Source organism: Geobacillus sp. GHH01, from assembly GCF_000336445.1.
GTDB classification, from domain to species: domain Bacteria; phylum Bacillota; class Bacilli; order Bacillales; family Anoxybacillaceae; genus Geobacillus; species Geobacillus zalihae.
On sequence record NC_020210.1, the window covers coordinates 3117183 to 3141543 of the forward strand.

The following is a 24361-nucleotide window of genomic DNA, read 5'->3' on the forward strand; positions in this document are numbered from 1 at the left end:
GGACGATAGCCGTTCAACTGTTTTGCGCCCGCCGCAACCGTTTTCTCACCGCTTCTTTTTCAATCGCTCCCCAGCCGATTTCTTCGCCATCCAATTCCACAACCGGGATCATCAGCTGATATTTTTCCAGCAGTTCATCATCTTTGTAAATATCAATTTCTTCCAGCGTAAACGAATAGTCCGCCCGCAGCTCCGTCAAAACGGCTTTCGCTTTGTCGCAGAGCGGGCAATTGGTTTTCGTATACAATCGGATATGCATTCATTTCTTCCTCTCTTTCTACAGCAGTTGCCGTTTCGATTGGCCGCCCGTTACGGCAGGCCGATATATTGCCTCCGCTTTGCCGAAGACGGGATGCGCAGCTGCTCGCGGTATTTGGCGACCGTGCGGCGCGAAATGGCGATGCCGTGCCGATCGCGAAGCAAATCAGCAAGCTGTTGGTCAGACAGCGGCGCCCGCCGATCTTCCTCGGAAATAAGGGCCTCAATGATCGCTTTCACGCGGGCGGACGATGCCGCTTCATCCCCTGCGGCCGTCGCGGCATTCGAAAAGAAACGGCGCAGCTCCACGGTGCCAAACGGCGTTTGCACATATTTATGCCGGACCGCGCGGCTCACCGTCGATTCATGAACGCCGAGCTCCTCGGCCACCTCGCGCATCGTCATCGGCTTGAGCGCCGAAAGCCCCAACTCCAAACACGGGCGCTGGCGGTCGATGATGACGGCCGTCAAATGGAGAAGCGTCTGTTTCCGTTGCTCCAAACTTTTCGCGAGCCATGTAAACTGCCGATATTTTTCTTTGATAAACTGTTCGGCATGCCGGTCGCCGGATGCGGCGATGCGCCGCTCGTAATCCCGATTCCATCCGAGCTCCGGATGGATGTCATCATTATAGGCGGCCATCCAGTCTCCATCCGCCCCGCGGGTGACGATGACATCCGGCACGACCAAAGGCGGCGTTTCGCTCGAATAGTGAATGCCCGGCCGCGGCTCGAGTGTGCGAATGAGCTCGAAGACGCGCTGCAGTTCGCCAAGGCTGACGCCAAGCTGCTTGGCCAGCGTTTTCCACGACTTTTCCGCAAAAGGAACAAAATGATAACGGACGATCGTTTCCGCCAGCTCGTCGCGCTCAGGAAGACGTTCAAGCTGCAGCAAGAGGCATTCCGCCAAATCGCGGGCGCCGACTCCCGGCGGGTCGAGCGACTGCACAAGGCGCAGCCCCCGTTCCATCTCTTGTTCCGATGCGGAAAACCGCGCCGCCAGCTCGGCAAGCGGCACGCGCAAATAGCCATCCTCATCGAGCGAGGCAATGAGATAACGGACGATGCGCTCTTCCCGATCGGCCAGCTTCAACGCAGGCAGCTGAGAAAGCAAATGGCCAACAAGTGTCTCTGCGCGGGCGCCAATGTTCTCGAGCCATTGCTTTTGGTCTCTTTCTGTCCGGCTTGGCCGTTGCCGCACCCGGGTGCGGCGAATTTCCAAAAACGGGTTTTCCAGCGACTGTTCATATAAAAACGCTTCCAAATCCACTGCGGAATATTGCAACAGTTCAATCGCCTGCACCAGTTCCTTTGTCAGCGACAACTGCAGCCGCTGCTCTTGCCATAACTCCGCCCTCATCGTCACGCCTCCCTTTCTTTTATTGTACACAACGGGAGCGGGAGGGGGTAGGAGAAATTTTTGACGGCGGAAAGCGGCCTTGGCGACCGCCCGAACCGGCGCCTGTTCAGACGAAAAAACCCAATGCCCCGCCCGAGCCCTTGATTTGGGAACCCTCTCGAGGAAAGCGGCGCGTCCGCTGCTGATCTAAAAGAAAAACAGCCGCCTAGGCGGCTGTTTTGCCTCGGCAGGATTACAACCATATACCAAGTATATGTTTTTTAACCTAAGGGTCTTTATTCCTTCCCATTTCCTCCTCACCGCCCCGCGCACTCGTTTATACGTATCGCGCCGGACCCCATGATCTCCATCCAGTCGCCCCAGGTCATTCCGTCCTTTTTCTTCATGTGGTTTAGCTTTTGTTATCGTTCAATACCTCGTGCAACTTCTACACGTGTATCACCTCACCTACATAAAAAGCGCCGCCCAATCGGGTGACGCAACGGAAGGAGGATTCGGTTTGCACCTTTCACTTATTAGTGGCATTTACACGACAAAAAACAAAAAACTGTAGTCTGGATGAAGAAAGAGCGCTTCCAGATACTCCGTGGCGCCATACGCTTTGTCTGCGGACAAGGTCCGAATCGTGATCGACGGTTGGCGAAACCGAATCGAAGCCAGCTGCTCCAAACTCGTTTCCCGTTCCGCCATATTGTCACTACTCTGCAAACGTACTCGCATATTTTAGATGAGATGGAACAAAAAGAATCCCGGCAGGTCGATCTCGCGATGGCGGAACTGGATCGTACCAAATAGCCGTGCAAAATTCGTGCAAAATTTTTTCGGATTCTATCGTTTTTTTCGGGATTCCCCAAAAATGAAAAACGACCGCAAACGCGGTCGTATCAAGGAGTTTAGGAATTCCGATCCGAACAGGTCGGATACAAGTAGCGCCCTCGGCAGGATTCGAACCCACGCTAAGAGAACCGGAATCTCTCGTGCTATCCACTACACTACGAGGGCATGGAAGTTCATGATTTCTCTATTTCGTTCCGTCGCATGTTCTATTATAGCAGGATCGCGCAAAAATGCAAGAGGAAAAATGCCATCAAAAGCAGGAAAAATTGCACCTTTGTTCCTTCCCCCATCAACGGGGCAACAGGTTAAAAAAACGAAAAAGCGGTTATGATGAAAAAAGGGATGTTTGCCGCCAGCCGCGAATATGTTATAAAGAATGGGGAAGGTCGTTTTGTTTGACCTTCATTGACCATTCGTGTATGATTAAGGCGTACATATTGATCCATTAGGATGGAAAAGGAGGCGTTTTTGATGTATTTGATTCCGACTGTCATCGAACAGACGAACCGCGGGGAGCGGGCGTACGACATTTATTCGCGCTTATTGAAAGACCGAATCGTGTTCCTTGGCAGCCCGATCGACGACCAAGTGGCCAACTCGATCGTGTCGCAGCTGTTGTTTTTGGCGGCGGAAGACCCGGACAAAGATATTTCCTTGTACATCAACAGCCCGGGCGGCTCGATCACAGCTGGCCTGGCGATTTACGACACGATGCAGTTCATCAAACCGGACGTATCGACAATTTGCATCGGCATGGCCGCTTCCATGGGGGCGTTTTTGCTTGCCGCCGGTGCGAAAGGGAAACGGTTCGCCTTGCCAAACAGTGAAATCATGATCCACCAACCGCTCGGCGGCGCCCAAGGGCAAGCGACGGAAATCGAAATCGCAGCGAAGCGCATTTTGTTCTTGCGCGACAAATTGAACCGCATTTTATCGGAAAACACCGGCCAGCCGATCGAAGTGATCGAGCGCGATACGGACCGCGACAACTTTATGACCGCGCAAAAAGCGATGGAATACGGCATCATTGACCGCGTGCTGACGCGCGCTGATGAAAAATAAGGCATGCACACGTTGGCAGAACCGCTATAGAGCTGCGCCTGCACCGACATTGACGAAAAAAGGCTGCTTCCGACAAAAACGGAGCAGCCTTTTCCATTCCTTTCCCCGCCAGCCCCACACGCTGCTTTACTTTTCCTTTTGCACATAGGCGGCGAGCTTTTCGATCGCTTCTTGCTCATCCGGACCGTCGGCAATGAGCGTGATCACCGCTCCATGGCCGACAGCAAGGCTCATCAAGCCCATAATGCTTTTCGCGTTGACCCGTTTTCCGTCTTTTTCCAAAAACACATCAGCGGAAAAACGGTTCGCTTCTTGGACAAACAACGCCGCCGGGCGCGCCTGCAGCCCGGTTTTTAATTTCACTTCCACTTGTTTTTCCACCATTCTCCATCTCCCCTTTACAGCGATTTATGGAAATCGACCGGCTTTCCAGCCCGCAGCCGCTCCGCGATCTCATCAATTTTGCGCAGCCGGTGGTTGATGCCGGATTTGCTGATTTTTCCACCGGCAACCATCTCCCCGAGCTCTTTCAGCGTCACGTCTTGATGCTCGATGCGAAGTTTCGCGATTTCCCGCAGCTTGGCCGGCAGTGAATCAAGGCCGATCGTCTCGTCGATGTAGCGGATGTTCTCCACCTGGCGAAGCGCAGCGCCGATCGTTTTGTTCAAATTGGCGGTTTCGCAATTGACAAGCCGGTTGACCGAGTTGCGCATATCGCGGACGATGCGAATGTCCTCAAAGCGGAGCAGCGCTTGATGGGCGCCGATGATGTTCAAAAACTCGGCGATTTTTTCCGCCTCTTTTAAATACGTAATAAACCCCTTTTTCCGTTCCAACGTTTTCGCATTTAAAAAAAAGTGGCTGTTCATCAATTCGCATAACGCCCGGTTATGCTCCTCATACAGCGAAAAAATCTCCAAATGGTAAGACGACGTCTCCGGGTTGTTGACCGAACCGCCAGCCAAAAACGCGCCGCGCAAATACGAGCGCTTGCAGCATTTTTTCTTGACGAGCTCCGGGGAAATGTCATGGATGAGCGAAAAATCGCCGTTGACAATGTGAAGTTCACGAAGCAAAGAGGCCGCACCGTCGGTCACGCGGACGATGTAGACGTTGTTTTTTTTCAAGCGCATTTTCTTGCGGACAAACAGCTCGACGGCGACATCGTAGCCCTTTTTCAATAACGTATAAATGCGCCGAGCGATCGCCGCATTTTCCGTCTGGACATCGATGGCCATTCGCCCGCCGGAAAACGACAGTGAACCGTTCATGCGCAAAAGCGCCGACAGCTCCGCGCGCAAGCAGCAAGGCTTCACCTCTAAATGGGTCAATTCCTTTTTCGTTTCCGATGCAAAAGACACGATCGCTCCACCTCCATTCGTTCCCCGCATCCGGCCGGTTGGAGGTGCCTGACTTTCGGCGCGGCCACCGGGAGCATCACCGCCCATAATGGCGCTTTGCGGCCTACTCGGGTCCCGCCTTTAACGGTGAGGGAGAAGCCCGAGAAGAAGGGCGGCGACTTTCGCCGTATTATGGCGAATGACCCCATCCTCGTACGTGACAATATCGTCGCGGATGACTTGCAACGAAAGCCCGCTGCTGTCGTCACGCACCGGCTCGGCCCGCTCCGCCTCGTAGCGGCGGCGGATCGCTTCCGGGATCGCTCCGCTGTTGATGATCACCGCGTCCAAAAACGGGCCGCCAAGATGAGCATGAAGCGCCTCCACATGGTCGCTCACCGTATAGTGCGGCGTCTCGCCGGCCTGAGTCATAATGTTGCATATATATACTTTTTTCGCCTTCGCCTTGCATACTTCCTGCCCGATTTTCGGCACGAGCAAATTCGGCAAGATGCTTGTGTATAGGCTGCCCGGCCCGATGACAATCAAATCGGCGCGGCGGATGGCATCAACCGTCTCCGGCAGCGGCTCAATGTCTTCCGGCGTTAAAAACACCCTCTTAATTTTTTTTCCCGCACTCGGGATTTTTGACTCGCCAGAGACAATGGAACCATCTTCCATCTCCGCGTGCAATACGACGCTCTTGTTCGCCGCCGGCAGAACCTGGCCGCGCACGTTCAACACTTTGCTCATCTCACGGATGGCTTTCACAAAGTCGCCGGTGATCGATGTGAGCGCCGCCAAAATCAAATTGCCGAGCGAATGGCCGGATAAGCCGTTGCCGTTTTGAAAACGGTGCTGGAACAGCTCGACAATGAGCGGTTCGACGTCAGACAGCGCGGCCAATACGTTGCGGACATCCCCGGGCGGCGGAATGTGCAGTTCATCCCGCAGCCGCCCGGAACTTCCGCCGTCATCGGCGACCGTGACAATGGCGGTCAAATCCAATTCATGCTGCTTCAGCCCCCTCAGCAGCACGGGAAGCCCGGTGCCGCCGCCGATGACGACCAGTTTCGCTGCTCGTTCGTTCCTCATCGGTGTATGTCCTTTCTCCTCTCCATGTCCCGGTGCGAGACAACAGTTTTATAGTCGGCCGAAAAATGGCGGGCGATATATTCTGCGAGCGCCACCGAACGGTGCTGGCCGCCCGTGCAGCCGATGGCGATCACCAGCTGGCTTTTTCCTTCTCGCTGGTAATACGGCAACATAAACGACAACAAATCAATGAGCTTTTCCAAAAACTTTTGCGTTTCCCCCCACTTGAGCACGTAGGACGATACGTCGTCATCCAACCCGGTTTTCGGACGCATATGTTCAATGTAATGCGGGTTCGGCAAAAAGCGGACGTCAAACACCAAATCTGCATCAATTGGAATGCCGTACTTAAACCCAAACGACATGACGTTGATGGTAAACCCGGATTGAGCGTGCGATGAGAACTGGCGGATGATTTTCTCCCGCAGCTCGCGCGGCTTGAGCCCCGTCGTATCGTAAATGATCTGCGCCCGCCCTTTCAGTTCTTCGAGCAGCTTCCGCTCCAAACGGATTCCTTCAAGCGGGGGCTCGTTCGGCGCAAGCGGATGCGTCCGCCGCGTTTCTTTGTAGCGGGCCACCAACGTCGAATCTTGGGCGTCCAAGAACAACACCTGGGGGACGACCCACGCTTGCTCACCCAGCTCATCGAGCGCGGCGAACAAATGATCGAAAAAGTCGCGGCTGCGCAAATCCATGACAAGGGCGACTTTGTTCATTTTATTCCCGGATTCTTTGACGAGCTCCAAAAATTTCGGCAGCAGCGTCGGCGGCAAGTTGTCAATACAAAAAAAGCCGAGGTCTTCGAAGCTTTGAATCGCCACCGTCTTTCCCGCGCCGGACATACCGGTGATGATGACGAGCTGAATCGGCTGCAGCGCCCCGTTTTGTCCCATCTCCGCCCCTCCTCTCCATCAGCTCGGATCGAGCCGATATGAAAGCAGCTCGAATTCCTCTGTATAGACAAACACCCCGTACATGACCCCTTTGCCTTTCAAGGCGTAATCCAAAATATGATAGTCTCCAGGGGCCATCGGCAGCGTCGAAAGCGTCTCCACCTGATGCCAAGCAAGCGTCCCTTCTTCGGAAGACGGCACGTTTTCACCAATGAAGTCGTCGGCGAAAAACGTAAACATCATCCACTCCGACACCGTTTCATTCCCATTTTTCATCACGATCGTAAAGACGCCTTTCAGCTCTGGATTTTTCAAATAAATGCCCGTCTCTTCCCGGTATTCACGAATGCATGCTTCACGCACCGTCTCGCCGGGCTCCATTTTCCCGCCCGGAGCGACCCACCAGCCGCGCCTCGGCTTTTGCAACAGCAGCACTTGGCCGTCTTTATATAATACGCAGTTTGTCACCCGTTGCAATTCGTTCACCCCAACCATCCGCAAACACGCACATAATCATTTTTATTTTACCATAAATAGTTAGGCCGCTCCACCTTCAAACCGCTGGAAACCGTCCGCTTCCCGTCTGCAAAAACCTCGGGGGCCCAACATTCCGCTTCCAGCCGAAAGACGCCATCCCCCGCCGTTTCGAGCGGGGCGGCAGGATGCAAGCGCGCAGGCAAAGAAAAAAGAGACGCGGACAAACGCCCGCGCCGAATCAAGGATCTATATAAAAGGGGGTCAATTACTTACTTATAGCATACGACAAATGTGTTGCGCCCGTGTTACATCTGGGTTAAATAACCATTACGATTTGATTGCGATTTGGTTACCGGATCAGCTGACCCCTTGCTTATTGAGCTTTTCTTTCAGTTCCTCAACGTAATGCTGGGCGCTTTGCGCGGCGATGCTGCCGTCGCCGGTAGCCGTCACGATTTGCCGGAGCGTTTTTTCCCGCACATCACCGGCGGCGAAAATGCCCGGCACTTTCGTCTCCATCTTTTCGTTCGTGACGATATAGCCGTTTTCATTCGTGATGCCAAGATTGGCAAACGGCTTCGAGAGCGGCACCATCCCGATGTAAATGAAAACGCCGTCGCACGGAAATTCGCGTTCCTCGCCTGTTTGCGTATGCACAAGCGTCACGCTGCCGACTTTTCCGTCCTTTTCGTTGATTTGTTTCACCGTATGGTTCCAGATGAAATCAATTTTTTCATTGGCGAACGCCCGGTCTTGCAAAATTTTTTGCGCCCGCAGCTTGTCGCGGCGGTGAACGATCGTCACTTTATTGGCAAACCGCGTCAAATAAACGCCCTCTTCGACCGCCGAGTCGCCCCCACCCACGACGACCAAATCTTTTCCTTTGAAAAACGCCCCGTCGCACACCGCACAGTACGAAACGCCGCGGCCGCCGAGCTCCGCTTCACCCGGTACACCGAGTTTTTTATATTCCGCTCCGGTGGCGATGATGACCGCGCGGGCCTTGTACTCTTTATCGCCGACGATGACCGTTTTGTACGCCTCGCCGTCGATGATTTCTTTCACATCGCCGTATGCGTACTCCGCGCCGAATTTTTTCGCATGCTCAAACATTTTCGCCGCCAATTCCGGGCCTAAAATCGTTTCAAAGCCAGGATAGTTCTCGACTTCCTCAGTGTTGACCATCTGCCCGCCCGGAACGCCGCGCTCGATCATCAGCGTCGACAAATTGGCGCGCGATGTATAGACAGCAGCCGTCAGCCCAGCCGGCCCGGCTCCGGCAATAATGACATCGTAAATTTTTTCGTCTGCCACACCGTCCACTCCCTCGCTTGAGAATCATTCCATTTTCATCGTATAGAAGTCGATTCGCCCTGTCTATTGATTTGCTCATGTATAGAGCCGGCGCGCTTTTTGCACGTATTTTTGCACCGTCGACGCCGAAACGCCGTATTTGGCCGCCATCTCTCTTTGCGTCACACGCTCTCCTTGCTGTCGGCGCCACATGTATTCGATCGCCGCCGCCCACGCGGCTCCGTTCGCAAATGGCTCGCGATCAGCCGACGGATGGACGGCCATCGCGAAGGCGAAGCGGCAGAGCGCTTCCTTTTCCTCATTATGCGCCGAAAGCGCATCGACCATGCGGCCGATGTTCGCCGCCCAAGCGGACGGGCCATCGGTTAAGCCGAACAAAAAGCAGTCGATAAACGGGCGCAGACGGGGATCGGACGGCAAGAGGCGGCATACCGCAAGCGACATCGATGCCTCTTTCGCCTGCGGCGAGCGGCTGAACAAGTACAATCCGTACAGACGGTCGGCCAGCTCGTCGCCCTCCAGCCAAGCCATCAAGCGGATGAGCGCCTCATCCACCGGCGCTGAAACGGCCCACGGCTCCTCACCGCGTTTTTCGGGATGAAGGGTGGCAAGCACCTCCCACATTTGCCGAGCGAGCGACTCATGGCCAGTATAGTAGGCAGCGCAAGCGAGCCAATAATAAAATGGCCCATCACCGTCAAAGCCTTGTTTATACAAACGGTGCAGCCAACGGAACGCCAGATCGAACCGCCCGACAAGCGCGAACGTCGCCCCGAGCTTGTATTGATGCTCGCGAAAAAACGGATACAAACCGGCCAGCGTCTCGCAAAGCGCGGCCGCCTGTTCTTCCTCACGCAAGTAATAGGCGAAGACAAGCGCGTTGCAAAGCGCATGCAAATTGCCGGGATCGCATTTGAGCACTTCACGCACTTTCTGTTTCGCTTTGTCGACATCGCCGCTGTAAAAATAAGCAAGCGCCAAATTGTTATGCGCCGACCAAACGTCCGGATAGCGCGCGACGAGCGCTTCAAGCGCTTCAATCGCTTCCGCAAACCGCTCCTCCTCAAGCAAACGGCGGGCCCGATCCTCCAGCACCATCAGCTGCTCCTCTTCTTCCGTCCATTCCGATCCATCGAGCCGAAGCAGCTCAAGCAAGTCAGCAGCATCGTCGGCAAACTCTCCGGCCGGCTCATGCGCCAAATAACGCTCCGCGTATTGCCTTGCTTCACGAAACAAGCCGAGGCAGGCGAAATTGTTCGCCAAAAAATACAAACAGTCGTACATCGTTTCGTCCAAATCATGGATAATTTTGAACAGCCATTGATTGGAAAATTGATATTCACCAAGCTCCGACAGCACAAGGGCAAGCTGCAAGGCGAATGAGGCGTCGCGCTCATCCAAACGGACGGCGCGCTCAAAATATTTCCTCGCCTTTTCCAAATCGCCTCGGTCGTATGCTTTCATTCCTTTTTTAAAAAAGTAATCTCCGCTTTGGATGAACGGTACAATCGTCGCTTTTCGTGATGATCGCTTCAGTTGTTTTCCCATTCTGTCCTCCGTCGTCCGTAAAATTCGTCGAACAACAGTATACCATATCGGCGGCGAAAACAAGCAAGAAACTTTAGGAATGCGGTTTTTCCGTGCAAAAAAGGAACGCCGGCGCGATGGCAGACGTTCCTTTTTCTCACCTAACCATCTTGTTATTTTTTGTCGCTCGCTTCCACCTTTTGCGCGTGCCGCTCGGCAAGCGTCGCAAGCACCGCGTCAAGCGGCAGCTTTTGTTCGCGCAACAGTACAAGCAAATGGTACAACAAGTCGGCCGCTTCCCATTTCAATTCGTCATGGCTCCGGTTTTTCGCCGCGATGATGACTTCCGCCGCTTCTTCGCCGACTTTCTTCAAAATTTTATCGACGCCTTTTTCAAACAAGTACGTCGTGTACGACCCTTCCGGCCGTTCGGCGTCGCGCTGGGCGATGATTTGTTCAAGCTCATGCAAAATCGCGAACCGGTCGGCCGCCGGCGTGCGCGCCGCGCCGTCCAGCGAGCGGGAAAAACAGGAATACGACCCGGTATGGCAAGCCGGGCCGGCCGGCTCGACGAGAACGAGCAGGGCGTCGGCGTCGCAGTCGTAGCGGATGTCGACAACGCGCTGCACGTTTCCAGATGTCGCCCCTTTATGCCATAGTTCTTGGCGCGAGCGGCTGTAAAACCATGTTTCTCCGGTCTCCAGCGTTTTTTTAAGCGACTCTTTGTTCATATAGGCAAGCGTGAGCACTTCCTTGCTTTGCGCATCTTGGACGATGGCAGGTACAAGCCCTTTTTCATCAAAGCGAATGTCCGCCGTCATCGCACGTTCACCCCTTTTTCTTTCAAGTACGCTTTCACTTGTCCGACTGACGTTTCTTTGTAATGGAAAATCGATGCCGCGAGCGCCGCGTCTGCTTTCCCTTTTTCGAAAGCTTCGAGGAAATGCTCCGCCTTGCCGGCGCCGCCCGAGGCGATGACCGGAATCGGGACCGCTTCGCTCACCCGCCGCGTCAACTCAATATCAAAACCGTTTTTGCCGCCGTCCGCGTCCATGCTCGTCAGCAAAATCTCCCCGGCGCCAAGACGGACCGCTTCCTGCGCCCAAGCGACGACTTCCCAGTTCGTGGCGTTGCGGCCGCCGTGCGTATAGACGCGCCATGAACCAAGCGTTTCATCGTATTTCGCGTCAATGGCGACGACGATGCATTGCGAGCCGAAAAAGTCCGCCCCTTCGGTGATCAAGGTCGGATGGAGCACCGCGGCGGTGTTGAGCGACACTTTGTCGGCCCCGGCGCGAAGCATCCGCTTCATATCCTCAAGCGAGTGGATGCCGCCGCCGACCGTAAACGGAATCGCTAGCTGGGCGGCGACGCGCTCGACGACATCGACCATCGTTTTCCGCCCTTCATGGGAAGCGGAAATGTCCAAAAACACGAGCTCGTCCGCCCCTTGCTCATCGTACGCCTTCGCGAGCTCCACCGGATCGCCGGCATCGCGCAGCTGGACAAATTGCACTCCTTTGACGACGCGCCCGTCTTTCACATCGAGGCACGGGATGATGCGCTTCGTGATCATCGCTCGTTCACCGCCTTGAGCGCTTCCGCGAGCGTAAACTGATTCGTATAAAGCGCCTTGCCGACGATCGCGCCGCCGATGCCTTGTCCAGCATATTGGCAGAGCGCGCGCAAATCGTCAAGCGAGCTGACGCCGCCAGAAGCGATCACTTCTTTTCCCGTCGCCTCGGCCAACCGGACCGCGGCGGCGATGTTCGGGCCCGACAGCGTGCCATCGGTCGCAATATCGGTGAAAATAAACGTCTCCGCCCCCGCCTCAGCGAGCATCCGCCCGAGCTCTTCCGCCTTGACGTTCGACGTCGCAAGCCACCCTTCCGTCGCCACGAAGCCGTCGCGGGCGTCAATGCCAATCACGATGCGGCGGCCGTATTTTTGGAGCATCTTTTTCACAAACGGCGGGTCGGAAATGGCCGCACTTCCTAAAATGACGCGGGCGACCCCATTTTCTAAATAATGCACGATATCCTCTTCCGTCCGGATGCCGCCGCCCACTTGCACATGGACGGAAAGACGACGGGCCGCTTCAATGACAAACCGGTCGTTGACGCGGCGCCCTTCTTTCGCTCCGTCCAAATCGACCATATGAATCCACTCCGCCCCTTGAGCGGCGAATTGCTCGGCCATCGCGACCGGCGAATCGCCGTACACCGTTTCTTTGTTGTAATCGCCTTGCAGCAGGCGGACGCACTTGCCGCCGCGCATATCGACCGCCGGATAAATCGTAAACGCCGCCATCAGCCGTTCCCCCTTCCCGTGGCGATGCCGACATAATTGTTCAAGATGCTCATGCCGACCGCACCGCTTTTTTCCGGATGAAACTGTGTGCCAAACACACAGCCGCGCCCGACGATCGCCGGAACATCAACGTCATATTCACTGCTCGCGAGCACGACGTCCTCATCCCCTGGAATGACATAATACGAATGGACAAAATAGACATGCCCTTCCTCGACGCCACGAAGGAGCGGCGACGGACGATGAAAGCGGAGCCGGTTCCAGCCCATGTGCGGCACTTTGTATGGCTCGCCGGTTTTCGTGACGCCCGGAAAGCGGACGACGCGGCCGCGAAGCAAGCCAAGCCCTTTTGTCGGCCCGTTTTCTTCGCTTTCGTCAAACAACAGCTGCATCCCTAAACAAATGCCGAGCAGCGGCGTGCCGTTTTCAACCGCCGAACGGATGAAAGCAGCTAGGCCTGTCTCATTTAAAATGTGCATCGCATCGCGAAACGAGCCGACACCGGGCAAAATCAGCCCGCGCGCCTGCTCGAGCTCCTCTTTGTCGCCGCTTAGGACATACGGACAGCCGAGCCGCTCGAGCGCTTTGCTGACGCTGTATAAGTTGCCCATGCCATAGTCGATGATCCCGATCATCGTCATCCCATTCCTTTCTTCCCTGATCCATGCCCATCCCCTTGTTCAATGAACAACGGTATGGCGGCATGCTTTTTTACGGCGCTCCTTCCATGTGCAAACCTCTCCTTGGCATCCGGTCGCCTTTCCTGCATCCATGGAGCTTTTCCCGCAGGAAGCGCTGCCTCGATCCGACCGCCTTTCCTGCGCCTGCGGAACTCTTTCCCCACGGGGGGCGCCCCACTCCATCGGCTACAGCATCCCTTTTGTCGACGGAACGCCTTTGACGCGCGGGTCGATCATCGTTGCTTCATCGAGCGCCCGCCCGAGCGCCTTAAACACCGCTTCGACCATATGGTGCGTATTGCGCCCGTAATGGACGATGACATGCAAGTTCATCCGCGCTTCAAGCGCCAGTTTCCATAAAAACTCATGCACGAGTTCGACATCAAACGCGCCGACTTTCGCTGCCGGAAACTCGCCGCGAAACTCAAAATGCGGGCGATTGCTCAAGTCGATCACAACTTGCGCCAAGGCGTCATCCATCGGCACAAACGCGTTGCCGTACCGCTTGATTCCTTTTTTGTCGCCAAGCGCTTCCTTGATCGCCTGCCCGAGGCAAATGCCGATGTCTTCCGTCGTATGGTGGTCGTCAATATGCGTGTCGCCTTTGGCCTCAATGTGCAAATCGAACTGGCCGTGCTTGGCGAACAAATCGAGCATATGGGTTAAAAACGGCACGCCCGTTTCCAGTTCCGCCTTCCCTTCGCCATCCAACGAAAGCGATAACTGAATGCTCGTCTCGTTCGTCGTTCTTGCGATCATCGCTTCCCTTGCCATCATTCATTCCCCTTTCTCGAGCCGCACCTCAATGGCGCGCGCGTGCGCCTCCAGCCCCTCGAGGCGGGCAAAGGCGGCGATTTTGTCGCCATGTTGTTTCAATGCGGTTTCACTGTAAACAATCACGCTTGATTTTTTCACAAACTCGTCAACGCTCAAGCCGCTTGAGAATCTGGCCGTGCCGTTGGTTGGCAGCACGTGGTTCGGCCCGGCGAAATAGTCGCCGACCGGCTCGGAGCTGAAGCGGCCGAAAAACATCGCTCCCGCATGGCGGAGCCGGCCGAAAAGCGCGAGCGGTTCTGCCGTCATCACTTCCAAATGCTCCGGCGCCAGTTCGTTCACGACATCCACCGCTTCCTCAAGCGTCTCGGTGACGTAAATGGCGCCGTAGTTCTCGAGCGCCGCTTGGGCAATGTCGCGGCGCGGCAGCGTTTCCAGCTGCCGTTCGACTTCGCTCGCCACCGCCAGCGCCAATTTCATCGACGGCGTCACCAAAATGGCCGACGCCCGCACGTCATGCTCGGCTTGCGACAACAAATCCGCCGCAATCTCATCCGGTCGGGCCGTTTCATCCGCCAGCACGACAATTTCGCTCGGCCCCGCGATCATGTCGATCGCCACATGCCCGAACACTTCCCGCTTCGCCAATGCCACATAAATATTGCCCGGCCCGAAAATTTTGTCAACCGGCCGGATCGTTTCCGTCCCGTAAGCAAGCGCGGCGATCGCCTGCGCGCCGCCGACTTTGTAAATTTCCGTCACGCCGAGTTCATAGGCGGCGGCCAGCACCCCAGCCGGGAGCGTGCCGTCTTTGTTTGGCGGCGAGGTGATGACAATCCGTTTCACCCCCGCCACTTGTGCGGGAATAACGTTCATCAGCACAGACGACGGATAAGCGGCCGTCCCGCCTGGCACGTACAACCCGACCGCATCGAGCGGCGTCACCTTTTGTCCGAGAATGGTGCCGTCTTCTTTCGTCATCCACCATGATTCGCGCTTTTGCCGCTCATGGTAGTCGCGAATGTTCGCCGCCGCTTGGCGAATGATCTCCAGCATCTCCGCGTCCATCGCCGCATGCGCGCGCTTCATTTCCTCTTCCGTCACCTTGAGCGAATCCAAGCTTACGCCGTCAAACCGTTCTGTATATTCTTTGAGCACCGCATCGCCGCGGGCGCGCACATTGGCGATGATATCAAGCACCGCGCGCCGCTGCTCCTCCGTTCCGCTTTCAATCGTGCGCCGCAGCGAGACGCCGCCTCGGATCCGTTCGATTTTCATCGTTCGCTCCCCTTTCTGTGACGTCCATCGGTTTTCGTCCATTGGCAATCTGTATCGATGCAATTTGAAGCTTTACCATTTGCAGCTTTTACCGAGTATTTGATCGACTGTCGGGCGACCGAACAACGCCGCTTAAAGACCCATATATGGGTCTGTGAAGCAGGCGGTTGTTCGATCCTCCGTCACGCCAAGGCGTGACGGAGGCAAGCCACAGGCTTGCCTCCGACAGTCGAAAATGGACAAACCGCTTTTCCGTCAAGGATATGTTAAACTTCTTCGTTGCATCTATATGCTATTTTCCAACGGCGTTGTCAACGCCGCTCCGCCATTCCCGAATCTCCACCAACCCATTCTTCAGAAACCGCCCATTTCCGCTCTGTCACACCTTTTTTCCTACGGCTGGGGAATGACCGCCGCCAATCGGTCGACCAACCGTTCAATGTCCCCGCCGTTTAGCCGGTAGCTCGCCGGGTTGACAATCAGGCGCGACGTCACCTCGGCGATCCGTTCAAGTTCGACAAGCCCGTTTTCTCTGAGCGTCCGCCCCGTGGAAACGATGTCCACGATCCGGTCGGCAAGGCCGATCAGCGGGGCGAGTTCAATGGATCCGTTCAGGCGGATGATTTCGACTTGCTCGCCTTGCTCGCGAAAATACGTTGACGCGATGTTCGGGTATTTCGTCGCCACCCTTGGTGCGATTTCGTTCATCTTGGCGCCGGGCAGCCCGGCGACCGCCAAATGGCAGCGGCTGATGTGCAAATCGAGCAGTTCGTACACATCCCGTTCTTCTTCCATCAGCACGTCCTTGCCGGCAATGCCCAAATCCGCGACCCCATGCTCGACATAGGTGACGACATCCATCGGTTTCGCCAAAATAAAGCGCATGTTTTCCTCTGGCACATCAATGACGAGCTTGCGCGACTCGGTAAATTCCGGCGGCAGCGCATAATCCGCTCGCCGCAGCAACTCGACCGCCTCTTCAAAAATGCGCCCTTTTGGCATGGCAATCGTCAGCATCATTCTTCCTCCTTGCTCCTCATCATGTCAAATGCGGCGCTGGTCCTCGAGTACACCGCATGCTCTCCACCGCCATGGGCAGCCTCTCCCGTCCGTTCTTCGCATCCGCTCTGTCCCGCCAATCGCTGCCGTTTTCAACAGCGTCGATGACCAACCGGCGGCGCCTTCTCTGTTATGTTCACTGCCCATCGCGCCCGCTGCGGCCAAGCAAATACACGATCGACCGGTAGCGCTGGCTGTAGGCGTCAATATCACGAATGCCGGCAATGTGCTGCAAGACGACGCGCTTGCCTTCCGCCCGTTTCGCTTCGGCCAATTCCACCGCTTCCGCCAGCCGCTCTTGGCTGAACACGATGCACTCGATGTCATCGCGCACATCCGTTTCCCCAATCGCCTCAATCAACCGATCGACGCGCAACCCAAACCCCGTCGCCGGCGCCGGGCGCGAGAACTTCGCCAATAAATCATCATACCGCCCGCCGTTGCCGATCGGGAATCCCACTTGCTCGGCGTACACTTCAAACAAAATGCCAGTGTAATAGCTCATATGGCTGACAAGCGCCATATCGAGCTTCACCGCCTCGGCCACTCCGTACGTCCGAAGCACCGCCGTGAGCACCGCCAGCTCATCGGCCGCCCGCCGCCCCTTCTCGCTTGTGACGAGCGTTTTCGCCTGTTCAATCACGTCCGTTCCGCCACGCAAGGAAAGAAGATCCAACAGCCGCTTTTGATCGATCGACGAAAGCGGCCACGACTTCACATGTTCACGGTAGCCGACGTAATTTTTCTCATATAAAAAACGGCGCAATACACTCGCCCGCTCCTCATTCCCTAAAATCTCCAAAAACAGAGCATTGACATACCCGATATGGCCGACCGCCACCGAAAACCGCCCGAGTCCCGTCCGCTTCAGCAGGGCGACCATTAAGCTGATGACCTCGGCGTCGGCCGTCACCGTGCCGTCGCCGATCAACTCCACACCGATCTGTTCAAACTCCGCCGGCCGCCCGCCTTCGCGCTGCTGGGCGCGGAACACATTGGCGTTGTACGCCAGCCGGAGCGGATTGCCGTCGTCATACAACCGCGACGCCGCCACCCGGGCGATCGGCGCCGTCATATCCGGCCGAAGCACGAGCGTATGCCCTTGCTGGTCGAGAAGCTTAAACAGCCGATGATCGGCAATCGCCGACGCCGCCCCGACCGTTTCATAATACTCAAGCGTCGGCGTTTCAATAAACTCGTACCCCCAGCGCTCAATTTCCTCCGCCATCACCGAGCGCACTTGTTTTTTCAACTCATATAAAAACGGCAGCGTATCGCGCATGCCTAACGGTTTTTCAAACATAAACAGCTTTTTTGCCATGTCCCCACGCCCTTTATCGAGATGCTTTAGTTTGCTAATATGGTAGAGAAGTGAAGTTATTAGTAGTTTACTCCTTTGCGGCCACAGCGTCAAGGGGAAAACGCTTTGCCAATAACAAAACGGACAAGATCGCTTCAAAAAACTAGAAGCGCTTGTCCGTTTCGTTCCACACGGCATAGGCGGTGATCTGCTTTCTAATAAAAATAGCGGTAGTCCATCTTGTCAAAATCCGCAATTCTCCTTTTTTGTTTCTTTCCTTTTTTCCTATTCCAAAATGGAAAACCGCCCCCGTTCAATCGGAAGGCGGTTCATTCCGGCGGACGATGCGCATCGGGCAGCCGGCGACCATCGCCCCGGACGGGACGTCTTGATGGACGACGGTGCCCGCGGTGACGACGGCGCGGTCGCCGATCACCACGCCGGGCAAAATGGTCGAGTTCGCGCCGATCATCACCTCATCGCCGATCACGACATCGCCGAGGCGGTATTCGTCCACTAAATATTCGTCGGCGAGAATCGGCTTGAGAAAATCAAAGAGCACAAAAAAATACCACATCTACAAGTGCAAGAACAACGATTGCCCGTTTTACTAAGCCAATCTTCGCCGGATGACCAAGAAGGAGCGCTGACGTTTCAAGCAAGATTCTCAAGCCTTCGAGTTGCAGTGTCGATTCCGGGAGTTCCTGTTTGACTTTCTCCCTTTGGTTCCATCATCACTCATCAAACTGAAGGTCGATTTGTCCCGGATGGCCGTTTCACCGCACATTCTGGGGGCTCGTATTGACGTACCACGTCAACTTCGTGATGTTCTCCCGCATGACGGAGGCAGCCATGAAGGACATCCACGGCGGGCGTGTCGATCTCACATCAGACGGTGCTCAATGATGAATATTATAAAATATTCGATGTTTTAGTGTTATAATTGTTGGTAAGTGAAAATATTAGAAAAAATTTCTAGATGGCATAGGACTTAAGCACACTTTAAAAATCATGATGGCCGAATCCGACATAGACAGCATGACTGCGATCGCCAAGCATTTGAACATTAAAGAGACAACATTTCGTTCATCTATTATAATGGAAAGGGAGGAGAAGCCTTGTTAAAAAAGTTGCATGAGAATAAAGATTTGGTAAGAGAAATGAATAGACAGCTAATGGAACTGCAAAAAATCATTGAGAATATGGACGAAAAGCGGGGAAGAATATTTATTGAGTGGCTTGAAACACAAAACAAATATCTCGTCTGGGAAGAAACATTTGCCCCATCTTACCTAAGAGCTTATAAGCGGTCAGAAATCGTTTTAGCGCATTTTGGCTTTAATGTTGGCGCTGAATTCGGCGGCATGCACTATGCTGTTGTCATTCGCGATAGTTCAAAAAACAATCCCGTCGTCAACGTCGTTCCTTTATCTTCATTAGACGAAAACGAAACAGAACAGGATGTACATAAAGACTCGGTCTTTTTAGGTACGATTGAGGGACTGAACGAAAAAAAGGCAGTGGCCATTCCAAACCAAATGCGCCCTATAAGCAAAATTCGCATTTTCAAACCCAAAAAAGCAAAAGACGGCGTTTTCAAATTAACAAGCGAACAAATGGACTTGATTGACGAAAAAATCCGTAGGATGTACACTAAACTTAGAAAAGATCCAGAAAACCGTTCTTGACACTTCTGTCAAAATGCTTTATTATTTTCTTTGCATGAGATTCGGAAAACAAGCATACGATAAATAATGCCCTTTGAGTTCCTTGAACTCAAGTGCGGCCAAAAATATTTTTCAACTGACCGCCGCATGCGCGGTCCAAAAGGAAAAGCCGCCCCATTTACGGGGCGGCTTTTTACGTGTTTCGCTGACTTTGCATCTTGTGAACTCTCTCTTATACACCTTCACCGAAAGTTGTTATTCCCATTCTCACCTAAACAGGTTAGACGTCAACTACCCCCACTTCGCTAACGCTTGAAGTGGGGGCTTGCAACTCCCCAGAAGTGCGAGCGGACTTCGTCCTCCTTCCTTGACTTGGGGTTGCATCAGGGGCAGGTTGACAGCTGCCCAACGACGCAGGTCATGCCTGTGTCGTTCCTTCAACGATGTACTCTATTCCTTTTCGTTGAAGGTTCATGGCACCAATGCGGTCATCGTTTGAGGTATATCCGCATGTTCGGCAACAAAAGGTGTGTGTACGCTTGTTTCGATTGGCTTTTTCCGTATGCCCGCACTTTGGACATGTCAAAGAGGTGTAATGCGGAGCAACCACCATCACTTTTGACCCATGCAAACGCGCCTTATACTCTAACATTTGACGGAACTGATAGAAAGCCCACGATACGGTTTCATATCGGTCATGGATCCATACACGTTCTGTTTTTTCACGAATGCCTGTTAAAAAGAGATGTGTGGTATAAAAAAGGAAAAATGATGTTTTGATTTTCTCTATCATAATCGTCTTTCTTTGTCAAGTACACTTTGTGGTGAAGAGCCAACAATTTTTAGTTCTGCCACCTAAAGTTTCATATTTTCATCATTGATCCTATATAAATCCAACTGGAAGTTTAACTTATAGGGGGCAAAAAAACAGACTCTCTGTTTTTTCGTTTCTTTCATTTTTTCCTATTCCAAAATGGAAAACCGCCCCCGTTCAATCGGAAGGCGGTTCATTCCGGCGGACAATGCGCATCGGGCAACCCGCGGCCATCGCCCCGGGCGGGACGTCTTGATGGACGACGGTGCCGGCGGCGACGACGGCGCGGTCGCCGATCACCACGCCGGGCAAAATGGTCGAGTTCGCGCCGATCATCACCTCATCGCCGATCACGACATCGCCGAGGCGGTATTCGTCAACCAAATATTCGTGGGCGAGAATCGTCGTGTTGTAGCCGATGACGCAGTTGCGGCCGATGTGAATTTTTTCTGGGAAGAGAATGTCCGGCATGACCATAAAGGCGAGCGCGGTTTGCTCGCCGATGTTCATGCCGAGAAACGTGCGGTACAGCCAGCGTTTCAGCGGCAAAAACGGCGTGTAGCGCCCGATTTGAATGATGATGACGTTTTTCAGCACTTTCCAAAACGATACGGTGCGATACAACTGCCAGAGCGAGTTCGCCCCTCGGACAGGGTATTTGGTCGTTCGTCTCACCGGGAGGATGATTCCTCCTTTCATTCGTTGATGCCGACAATGGCGAGCAAGTCGCTCATTTTCTCGAGCATATAGTCCGGTTTATATTGTTCCAAATATTGGCGCCCTTTAATCGCCCACGCGACGCCGGCTGTTTTCACCCCAGCGTTTTGGCCGGCCAACATGTCGTGGTAGTTGTCGCCGACCATGAGCGCTTCGTCCGGTGTTGACTGCAGCACCTCAAGCGCCTTGTAAATCGGCTCGGGGTCCGGCTTTGGCCGCGTGACGTCATCGAGGCCGATGACGCACGAGAAAAACGGCGCCAGCCGCGTTTTTCTTAACCCCATTAGGGCGGTGTCGTGCATTTTCGTCGTCACAACGCCAAGGCGGAAGCCATGGCGGTGCAGCGTTTCGATCGTTTCATACACGGTGTCAAACTCGCGAATCAGTTCGTCATGATGGGCGTGGTTGAACGTGCGGTACGTCTTCACCATCTCCTCGACCCGTTCCGGATCGAGCGAGCCGAACGTTTCATAGAGCGACGGGCCGATGAACGGCAGGACGTCCTCACGTTTGTAACGGCCTGGATAGTACTTCTCCAACGTATGCAAAAACGACTGGATGATGAGCTCGTTCGTATCAATCAATGTGCCGTCAAGATCAAACAAAATGGTGCGAATCGTCATGAAGCGGCTTCCTTTCTAGTCGGTTGTTCAAAGCGGCGCCAAACGAACGCCACCGCCATTGTCAGCAATACGGCCGTCACCAAGCGGATGAAAAGCAGCGGCCAAACAGAGATGCCAAGCGGGACGAAAATGAGCGTATCTTCGACGACCGCATGGCAAGATACGAGAAAAATGAACGCCAGCGTCAAGTCGCGCTTCGAGACGCCGTCTTCTTTCGCCGCCTGAATCATCACCCCCGCCCCATAAGCGAGGCCGAACACAAAACCGGCGGCAAGGGTGAGCGATGTGTTCGCGCTCATGCCCAGCATCTTGGTCGCTGGCGCCATCCAGCGCGAAAACGTCTCAATCCAGTGGCGTTCTTTCAACACTTGAATGATCGTCATCAATGGAATGACAATCGCAACCAGCTGGACGATGCCGGTCGCCGCTTTTTTCAGCGCCGCCAAGATGATCTCTCCCCAGCCGGACGGCGAGGCGGCTTCAGGCGAGACAAACCCATATTGAGCGAGTTCCTGCCCCCCATCCCATAGATGGGCGATCAACAAACCGGAGACAACGGCCAAGCCAATGCGCACGGCGAGCATGAGCCAAACGCTCATACCCGTCCGCGAAGCGACGGAAGACTCGACGATCAAGTTATGAGAAAAGGAAAGCATGACAGCGAGAATGAGCACTTCTTTCACTGTAAACTCGATCGTCAGCATCGCCCCGATCGCGGCGTACAGCCCGAGCAAATTGCCGAGCACCAGCGGCACGGCCGCGTCGCCGGATAAGCCGAACCACTTCATCAGGGGAGTGACAAGGTCGATCAACCATGAAAATAAAGGGGTCGGCTGCAACAGCGCTAAAATGAGCGTCACTGGAAAAATGATTTTGCCGAGCGCCCATGACGTCTTCAGTCCGGCGATGACGCCGCGCTGCAATGTTCCTACCATATCTCCTCTCTCCTTCGCTTGTCTTCATGCCGCCGTGTGACCTTTTCACCACACGCCGCCTCTCTTTTTCCCTAGTCATCCGTCAACGGATAAGGACGGCTATTCGTCTTGATACCTTGCTTTTGCCCATCCTTTCGCCCGGCGCACGATCCACAGTGCGATCGACAACACGATCAGCGTCACGGATACGACTTGGGCCGCGCGCAGACTGCCGGCCAGCATCAAGCTGTCGGTGCGCATCCCTTCAATCCAAAAGCGGCCGACGGAATACCAAATCAAATAGGACAAAAACAGCTCGCCGCGCCGCAAATTGACGCGCCGCAGCCAAAGAAGCAAGAAAAAGCCGACGAGGTTCCAAAGGGACTCATATAAAAAAGTCGGATGCCAATAACGGCCGTCAATGTACATTTGATTGATGATCCAATCCGGCAAATGCAAATTTTCAAGAAACTGGCGCGACACAGGGCCGCCATGCGCCTCTTGGTTCATAAAATTGCCCCAGCGCCCGATCGCCTGGCCTAAAATGATGCTTGGTGCGGCAATATCGGCGAGCTTCCAAAACGACAGCCCGCGCGCGCGGGCGAACACCACGCCCGTCGCCACCGCCCCGATCAAACCGCCGTGAATGGCGAGGCCGCCTTGCCAAACTTTTGGAATCTCTGACAAATGCTTTGAATAATAGTGCCATTCAAACAACACGTAATACGCCCGCGCGCAGACAATGGCGATCGGCACGGCAAACAGCACTAAATCGACAAACGTCTCTTTCGGCAAGCCGCGCCGCACCGCTTCGCGCGTCGCGAGCCATAGCCCAATCAACACACCGGTGCCGATAATGACCCCATACCAATAAATCGTAATAGGGCCAAGGTGCAAAAACACGCGGTCGAGCGGCTGAATCGTCGATTCCATCGTTTCCACCTCCTATGCTCCATGCCCAAACGAGATCCATTCCTTTGACGCAAGAAACGCCGCCGATCAGTCGTAATCGTGCGCGCCGTCTTCGATGGCGTCGCTCAATCGCGCCGAAAACTCCTCAGCCGCGTTGACCCCGAGCCGCTTCAGCCGGAAGTTCATCGCCGCCACTTCGACGATGACCGCCAAGTTGCGCCCTGGGCGGACCGGAATCGTTAATTTCGGCAATTCGGTATCCAAAATTTTCACTTTCTCTTCTTCCAACCCGAGCCGATCGTACTGCTTCTCCGGATCCCAAAGCTCCAAGTCGACGACGAGCGAAATGCGCTTATGCGTCCGCACCGCCCCTGCGCCGAACAGCGTCATCATATTAATAATGCCGAGGCCGCGAATTTCAAGCAGATGCTCGATCAGCTCCGGCGCGCTGCCGACGAGCGTATCTTCATCTTCTTGGCGGATTTCCACACAGTCGTCGGCGACCAACCGATGGCCGCGTTTGACGAGCTCCAGCGCCGTTTCGCTTTTGCCGACGCCGCTTTTGCCCGTGATCAACACCCCGACGCCGTACACATCGACAAGCACCCCGTGCACCGCGGTGGTGGGGGCGAGCTTGCTTTCCAAATAGTTTGTCAATCGGCTTGACAGGCGGGTCGTTTTCATCGTCGAGCGCATGACCGGCACCGACTGGCGCTCAGACGCTTCGATCAGCTCCGGCGGCACCTCAAGTCCACGCGAGACGATGATCCCTGGCGTAATGTCGGTGCAAAGCCGTTCCATCCGCGACTTTTTTTCTTCCGGCGTCAACGTTTCATAAAACGACAGCTCCGTCCGTCCGAGCAACTGCAGACGCTCCGCCGGGTAATAGGCGAAATAGCCGGCCATTTCAATCCCCGGCCGCGATAAATCGCTTGTCGTAATCGGGCGGTAAATGCCCTCCGCGCCGCTGACGAGCTCGAGCTGGAACTGTTCAATGATGTCTTTCGTCCGCACTTTTGGCATACGTCGCCTTTCTCCCCTTTCTTCATCTTTTTCCATTGTAACACGTTTCGTTCCGCCATTGAATGGAAAACATCGGGGAAAACAAAACAGGGACGGCTCCCCCCGTCCCGATCAAGCCAAACACATCA

Annotated in this window: 25 protein-coding genes, 1 tRNA gene and 3 pseudogenes; 3 read left to right on the forward strand and 26 right to left on the reverse strand. The window is 54.7% G+C overall.

The window, feature by feature from the left end; genetic code table 11:
• Positions 1–13 precede the first annotated feature (13 nt).
• From GHH_RS15440 to GHH_RS15455, 4 genes are all read right to left on the reverse strand, one after another.
• Positions 14–259 (reverse strand): glutaredoxin family protein, encoded by a 246-nt coding sequence (locus GHH_RS15440; protein WP_014196719.1) that lies wholly within the window; start codon positions 257–259, stop codon positions 14–16.
• A 50-nt stretch (positions 260–309) separates the two neighbouring features.
• Positions 310–1617 carry an RNA polymerase factor sigma-54 gene (rpoN, locus tag GHH_RS15445; protein ID WP_015375784.1) on the reverse strand — a complete coding sequence of 436 codons (1308 nt, stop codon included), beginning with the start codon at positions 1615–1617 and terminating at the stop codon, positions 310–312.
• 525 nt (positions 1618–2142) lie between these two features.
• Positions 2143–2307: a hypothetical protein gene (locus tag GHH_RS19250; RefSeq protein WP_015375785.1), complete on the reverse strand. Its 165-nt coding sequence runs from the start codon at positions 2305–2307 to the stop codon at positions 2143–2145.
• A 240-nt stretch (positions 2308–2547) separates the two neighbouring features.
• Positions 2548–2619, reverse strand: a tRNA-Arg gene (locus tag GHH_RS15455).
• Positions 2620–2925: 306 nt separating this feature from the next.
• Here GHH_RS15455 and clpP point away from each other — a divergent pair.
• A complete protein-coding gene (gene clpP, locus GHH_RS15460; protein WP_011232532.1) occupies positions 2926–3516 on the forward strand; it encodes an ATP-dependent Clp endopeptidase proteolytic subunit ClpP in 591 nt (196 codons plus the stop codon).
• A 126-nt stretch (positions 3517–3642) separates the two neighbouring features.
• On the opposite strand, the gene GHH_RS15465 is transcribed toward clpP, so the two are convergent.
• The 16 genes and pseudogenes from GHH_RS15465 to GHH_RS19020 all read right to left on the reverse strand — a co-directional run.
• Entirely contained in the window at positions 3643–3900 is a 258-nt protein-coding gene (locus GHH_RS15465) for an HPr family phosphocarrier protein (RefSeq protein ID WP_015375787.1), read from the reverse strand.
• A gap of 14 nt (positions 3901–3914) precedes the next feature.
• A complete protein-coding gene (gene whiA, locus GHH_RS15470) occupies positions 3915–4877 on the reverse strand; it encodes a DNA-binding protein WhiA (protein ID WP_011232534.1) in 963 nt (320 codons plus the stop codon).
• 120 nt (positions 4878–4997) lie between these two features.
• The gene (yvcK, locus tag GHH_RS15475; RefSeq protein ID WP_013146373.1) at positions 4998–5951 is read right to left on the reverse strand and encodes a YvcK family protein; all 954 of its coding nucleotides are present in this window, start codon (positions 5949–5951) and stop codon (positions 4998–5000) included.
• On the reverse strand, positions 5948–6844 hold the full coding sequence (rapZ, locus tag GHH_RS15480; RefSeq protein WP_015375788.1) for an RNase adapter RapZ: 897 nt from the start codon (positions 6842–6844) through the stop codon (positions 5948–5950). Before rapZ ends, yvcK begins: the two co-directional genes overlap by 4 nt.
• Before the next feature lie 18 nt (positions 6845–6862).
• Positions 6863–7339, reverse strand: a complete 477-nt coding sequence (locus GHH_RS15485; protein WP_014196721.1) for an 8-oxo-dGTP diphosphatase — start codon at positions 7337–7339, stop codon at positions 6863–6865.
• A gap of 339 nt (positions 7340–7678) precedes the next feature.
• Positions 7679–8635: a thioredoxin-disulfide reductase gene (gene trxB / locus GHH_RS15490; RefSeq protein ID WP_011232538.1), complete on the reverse strand. Its 957-nt coding sequence runs from the start codon at positions 8633–8635 to the stop codon at positions 7679–7681.
• 75 nt (positions 8636–8710) lie between these two features.
• Complete coding sequence (locus GHH_RS15495; RefSeq protein WP_015375789.1) at positions 8711–10183, reverse strand: lipopolysaccharide assembly protein LapB; 1473 nt, start codon at positions 10181–10183, stop codon at positions 8711–8713.
• A 152-nt stretch (positions 10184–10335) separates the two neighbouring features.
• Positions 10336–10983: a bifunctional phosphoribosyl-AMP cyclohydrolase/phosphoribosyl-ATP diphosphatase HisIE gene (gene hisIE / locus GHH_RS15500; protein ID WP_015375790.1), complete on the reverse strand. Its 648-nt coding sequence runs from the start codon at positions 10981–10983 to the stop codon at positions 10336–10338.
• Positions 10980–11738: an imidazole glycerol phosphate synthase subunit HisF gene (hisF, locus tag GHH_RS15505; protein WP_014196727.1), complete on the reverse strand. Its 759-nt coding sequence runs from the start codon at positions 11736–11738 to the stop codon at positions 10980–10982. Before hisF ends, hisIE begins: the two co-directional genes overlap by 4 nt.
• A complete protein-coding gene (hisA, locus tag GHH_RS15510) occupies positions 11735–12472 on the reverse strand; it encodes a 1-(5-phosphoribosyl)-5-[(5-phosphoribosylamino)methylideneamino]imidazole-4-carboxamide isomerase (protein ID WP_015375791.1) in 738 nt (245 codons plus the stop codon). The genes hisF and hisA overlap by 4 nt, the downstream gene beginning before the upstream one ends.
• Positions 12472–13113, reverse strand: coding sequence for an imidazole glycerol phosphate synthase subunit HisH (hisH, locus tag GHH_RS15515; RefSeq protein WP_015375792.1), 642 nt, complete (start codon positions 13111–13113; stop codon positions 12472–12474). Before hisH ends, hisA begins: the two co-directional genes overlap by 1 nt.
• A 225-nt stretch (positions 13114–13338) precedes the next feature.
• Complete coding sequence (hisB, locus tag GHH_RS15525; protein ID WP_011232544.1) at positions 13339–13926, reverse strand: imidazoleglycerol-phosphate dehydratase HisB; 588 nt, start codon at positions 13924–13926, stop codon at positions 13339–13341.
• Between the two features lie 3 nt (positions 13927–13929).
• Positions 13930–15204: a histidinol dehydrogenase gene (gene hisD, locus GHH_RS15530; protein WP_015375794.1), complete on the reverse strand. Its 1275-nt coding sequence runs from the start codon at positions 15202–15204 to the stop codon at positions 13930–13932.
• 393 nt (positions 15205–15597) lie between these two features.
• Positions 15598–16221 (reverse strand): ATP phosphoribosyltransferase, encoded by a 624-nt coding sequence (gene hisG, locus GHH_RS15535; RefSeq protein WP_015375795.1) that lies wholly within the window; start codon positions 16219–16221, stop codon positions 15598–15600.
• Positions 16222–16399: 178 nt separating this feature from the next.
• Entirely contained in the window at positions 16400–17584 is a 1185-nt protein-coding gene (locus GHH_RS15540; protein WP_015375796.1) for an ATP phosphoribosyltransferase regulatory subunit, read from the reverse strand.
• 292 nt (positions 17585–17876) lie between these two features.
• A pseudogene (locus GHH_RS19020) lies at positions 17877–18101 on the reverse strand (DapH/DapD/GlmU-related protein); the annotation flags it as partial.
• 4 nt (positions 18102–18105) lie between these two features.
• Here GHH_RS19020 and GHH_RS19740 point away from each other — a divergent pair.
• Together GHH_RS19740 and GHH_RS15550 are read left to right on the forward strand one after the other, a co-directional pair.
• Positions 18106–18467 (forward strand): annotated as a pseudogene (locus GHH_RS19740) (transposase); the annotation flags it as partial.
• A gap of 214 nt (positions 18468–18681) precedes the next feature.
• On the forward strand, positions 18682–19251 hold the full coding sequence (locus tag GHH_RS15550) for a type II toxin-antitoxin system PemK/MazF family toxin (RefSeq protein ID WP_015375798.1): 570 nt from the start codon (positions 18682–18684) through the stop codon (positions 19249–19251).
• Positions 19252–19648: 397 nt separating this feature from the next.
• On the opposite strand, the pseudogene GHH_RS18575 reads toward GHH_RS15550, so the two are convergent.
• The 6 genes and pseudogenes from GHH_RS18575 to hprK all read right to left on the reverse strand — a co-directional run.
• Positions 19649–19969 (reverse strand): annotated as a pseudogene (locus GHH_RS18575) (zinc ribbon domain-containing protein); the annotation flags it as partial.
• Positions 19970–20221: 252 nt separating this feature from the next.
• Positions 20222–20719: a DapH/DapD/GlmU-related protein gene (locus GHH_RS15560; RefSeq protein WP_041470757.1), complete on the reverse strand. Its 498-nt coding sequence runs from the start codon at positions 20717–20719 to the stop codon at positions 20222–20224.
• A gap of 20 nt (positions 20720–20739) precedes the next feature.
• The gene (ppaX, locus tag GHH_RS15565; RefSeq protein ID WP_015375800.1) at positions 20740–21384 is read right to left on the reverse strand and encodes a pyrophosphatase PpaX; all 645 of its coding nucleotides are present in this window, start codon (positions 21382–21384) and stop codon (positions 20740–20742) included.
• The gene (locus tag GHH_RS15570) at positions 21381–22319 is read right to left on the reverse strand and encodes a nucleoside recognition domain-containing protein (protein ID WP_015375801.1); all 939 of its coding nucleotides are present in this window, start codon (positions 22317–22319) and stop codon (positions 21381–21383) included. The genes ppaX and GHH_RS15570 overlap by 4 nt, the downstream gene beginning before the upstream one ends.
• A 99-nt stretch (positions 22320–22418) precedes the next feature.
• Positions 22419–23231: a prolipoprotein diacylglyceryl transferase gene (lgt, locus tag GHH_RS15575; RefSeq protein WP_015375802.1), complete on the reverse strand. Its 813-nt coding sequence runs from the start codon at positions 23229–23231 to the stop codon at positions 22419–22421.
• Positions 23232–23297: 66 nt separating this feature from the next.
• Entirely contained in the window at positions 23298–24233 is a 936-nt protein-coding gene (gene hprK, locus GHH_RS15580; RefSeq protein WP_011232552.1) for an HPr(Ser) kinase/phosphatase, read from the reverse strand.
• Positions 24234–24361 lie beyond the last annotated feature (128 nt).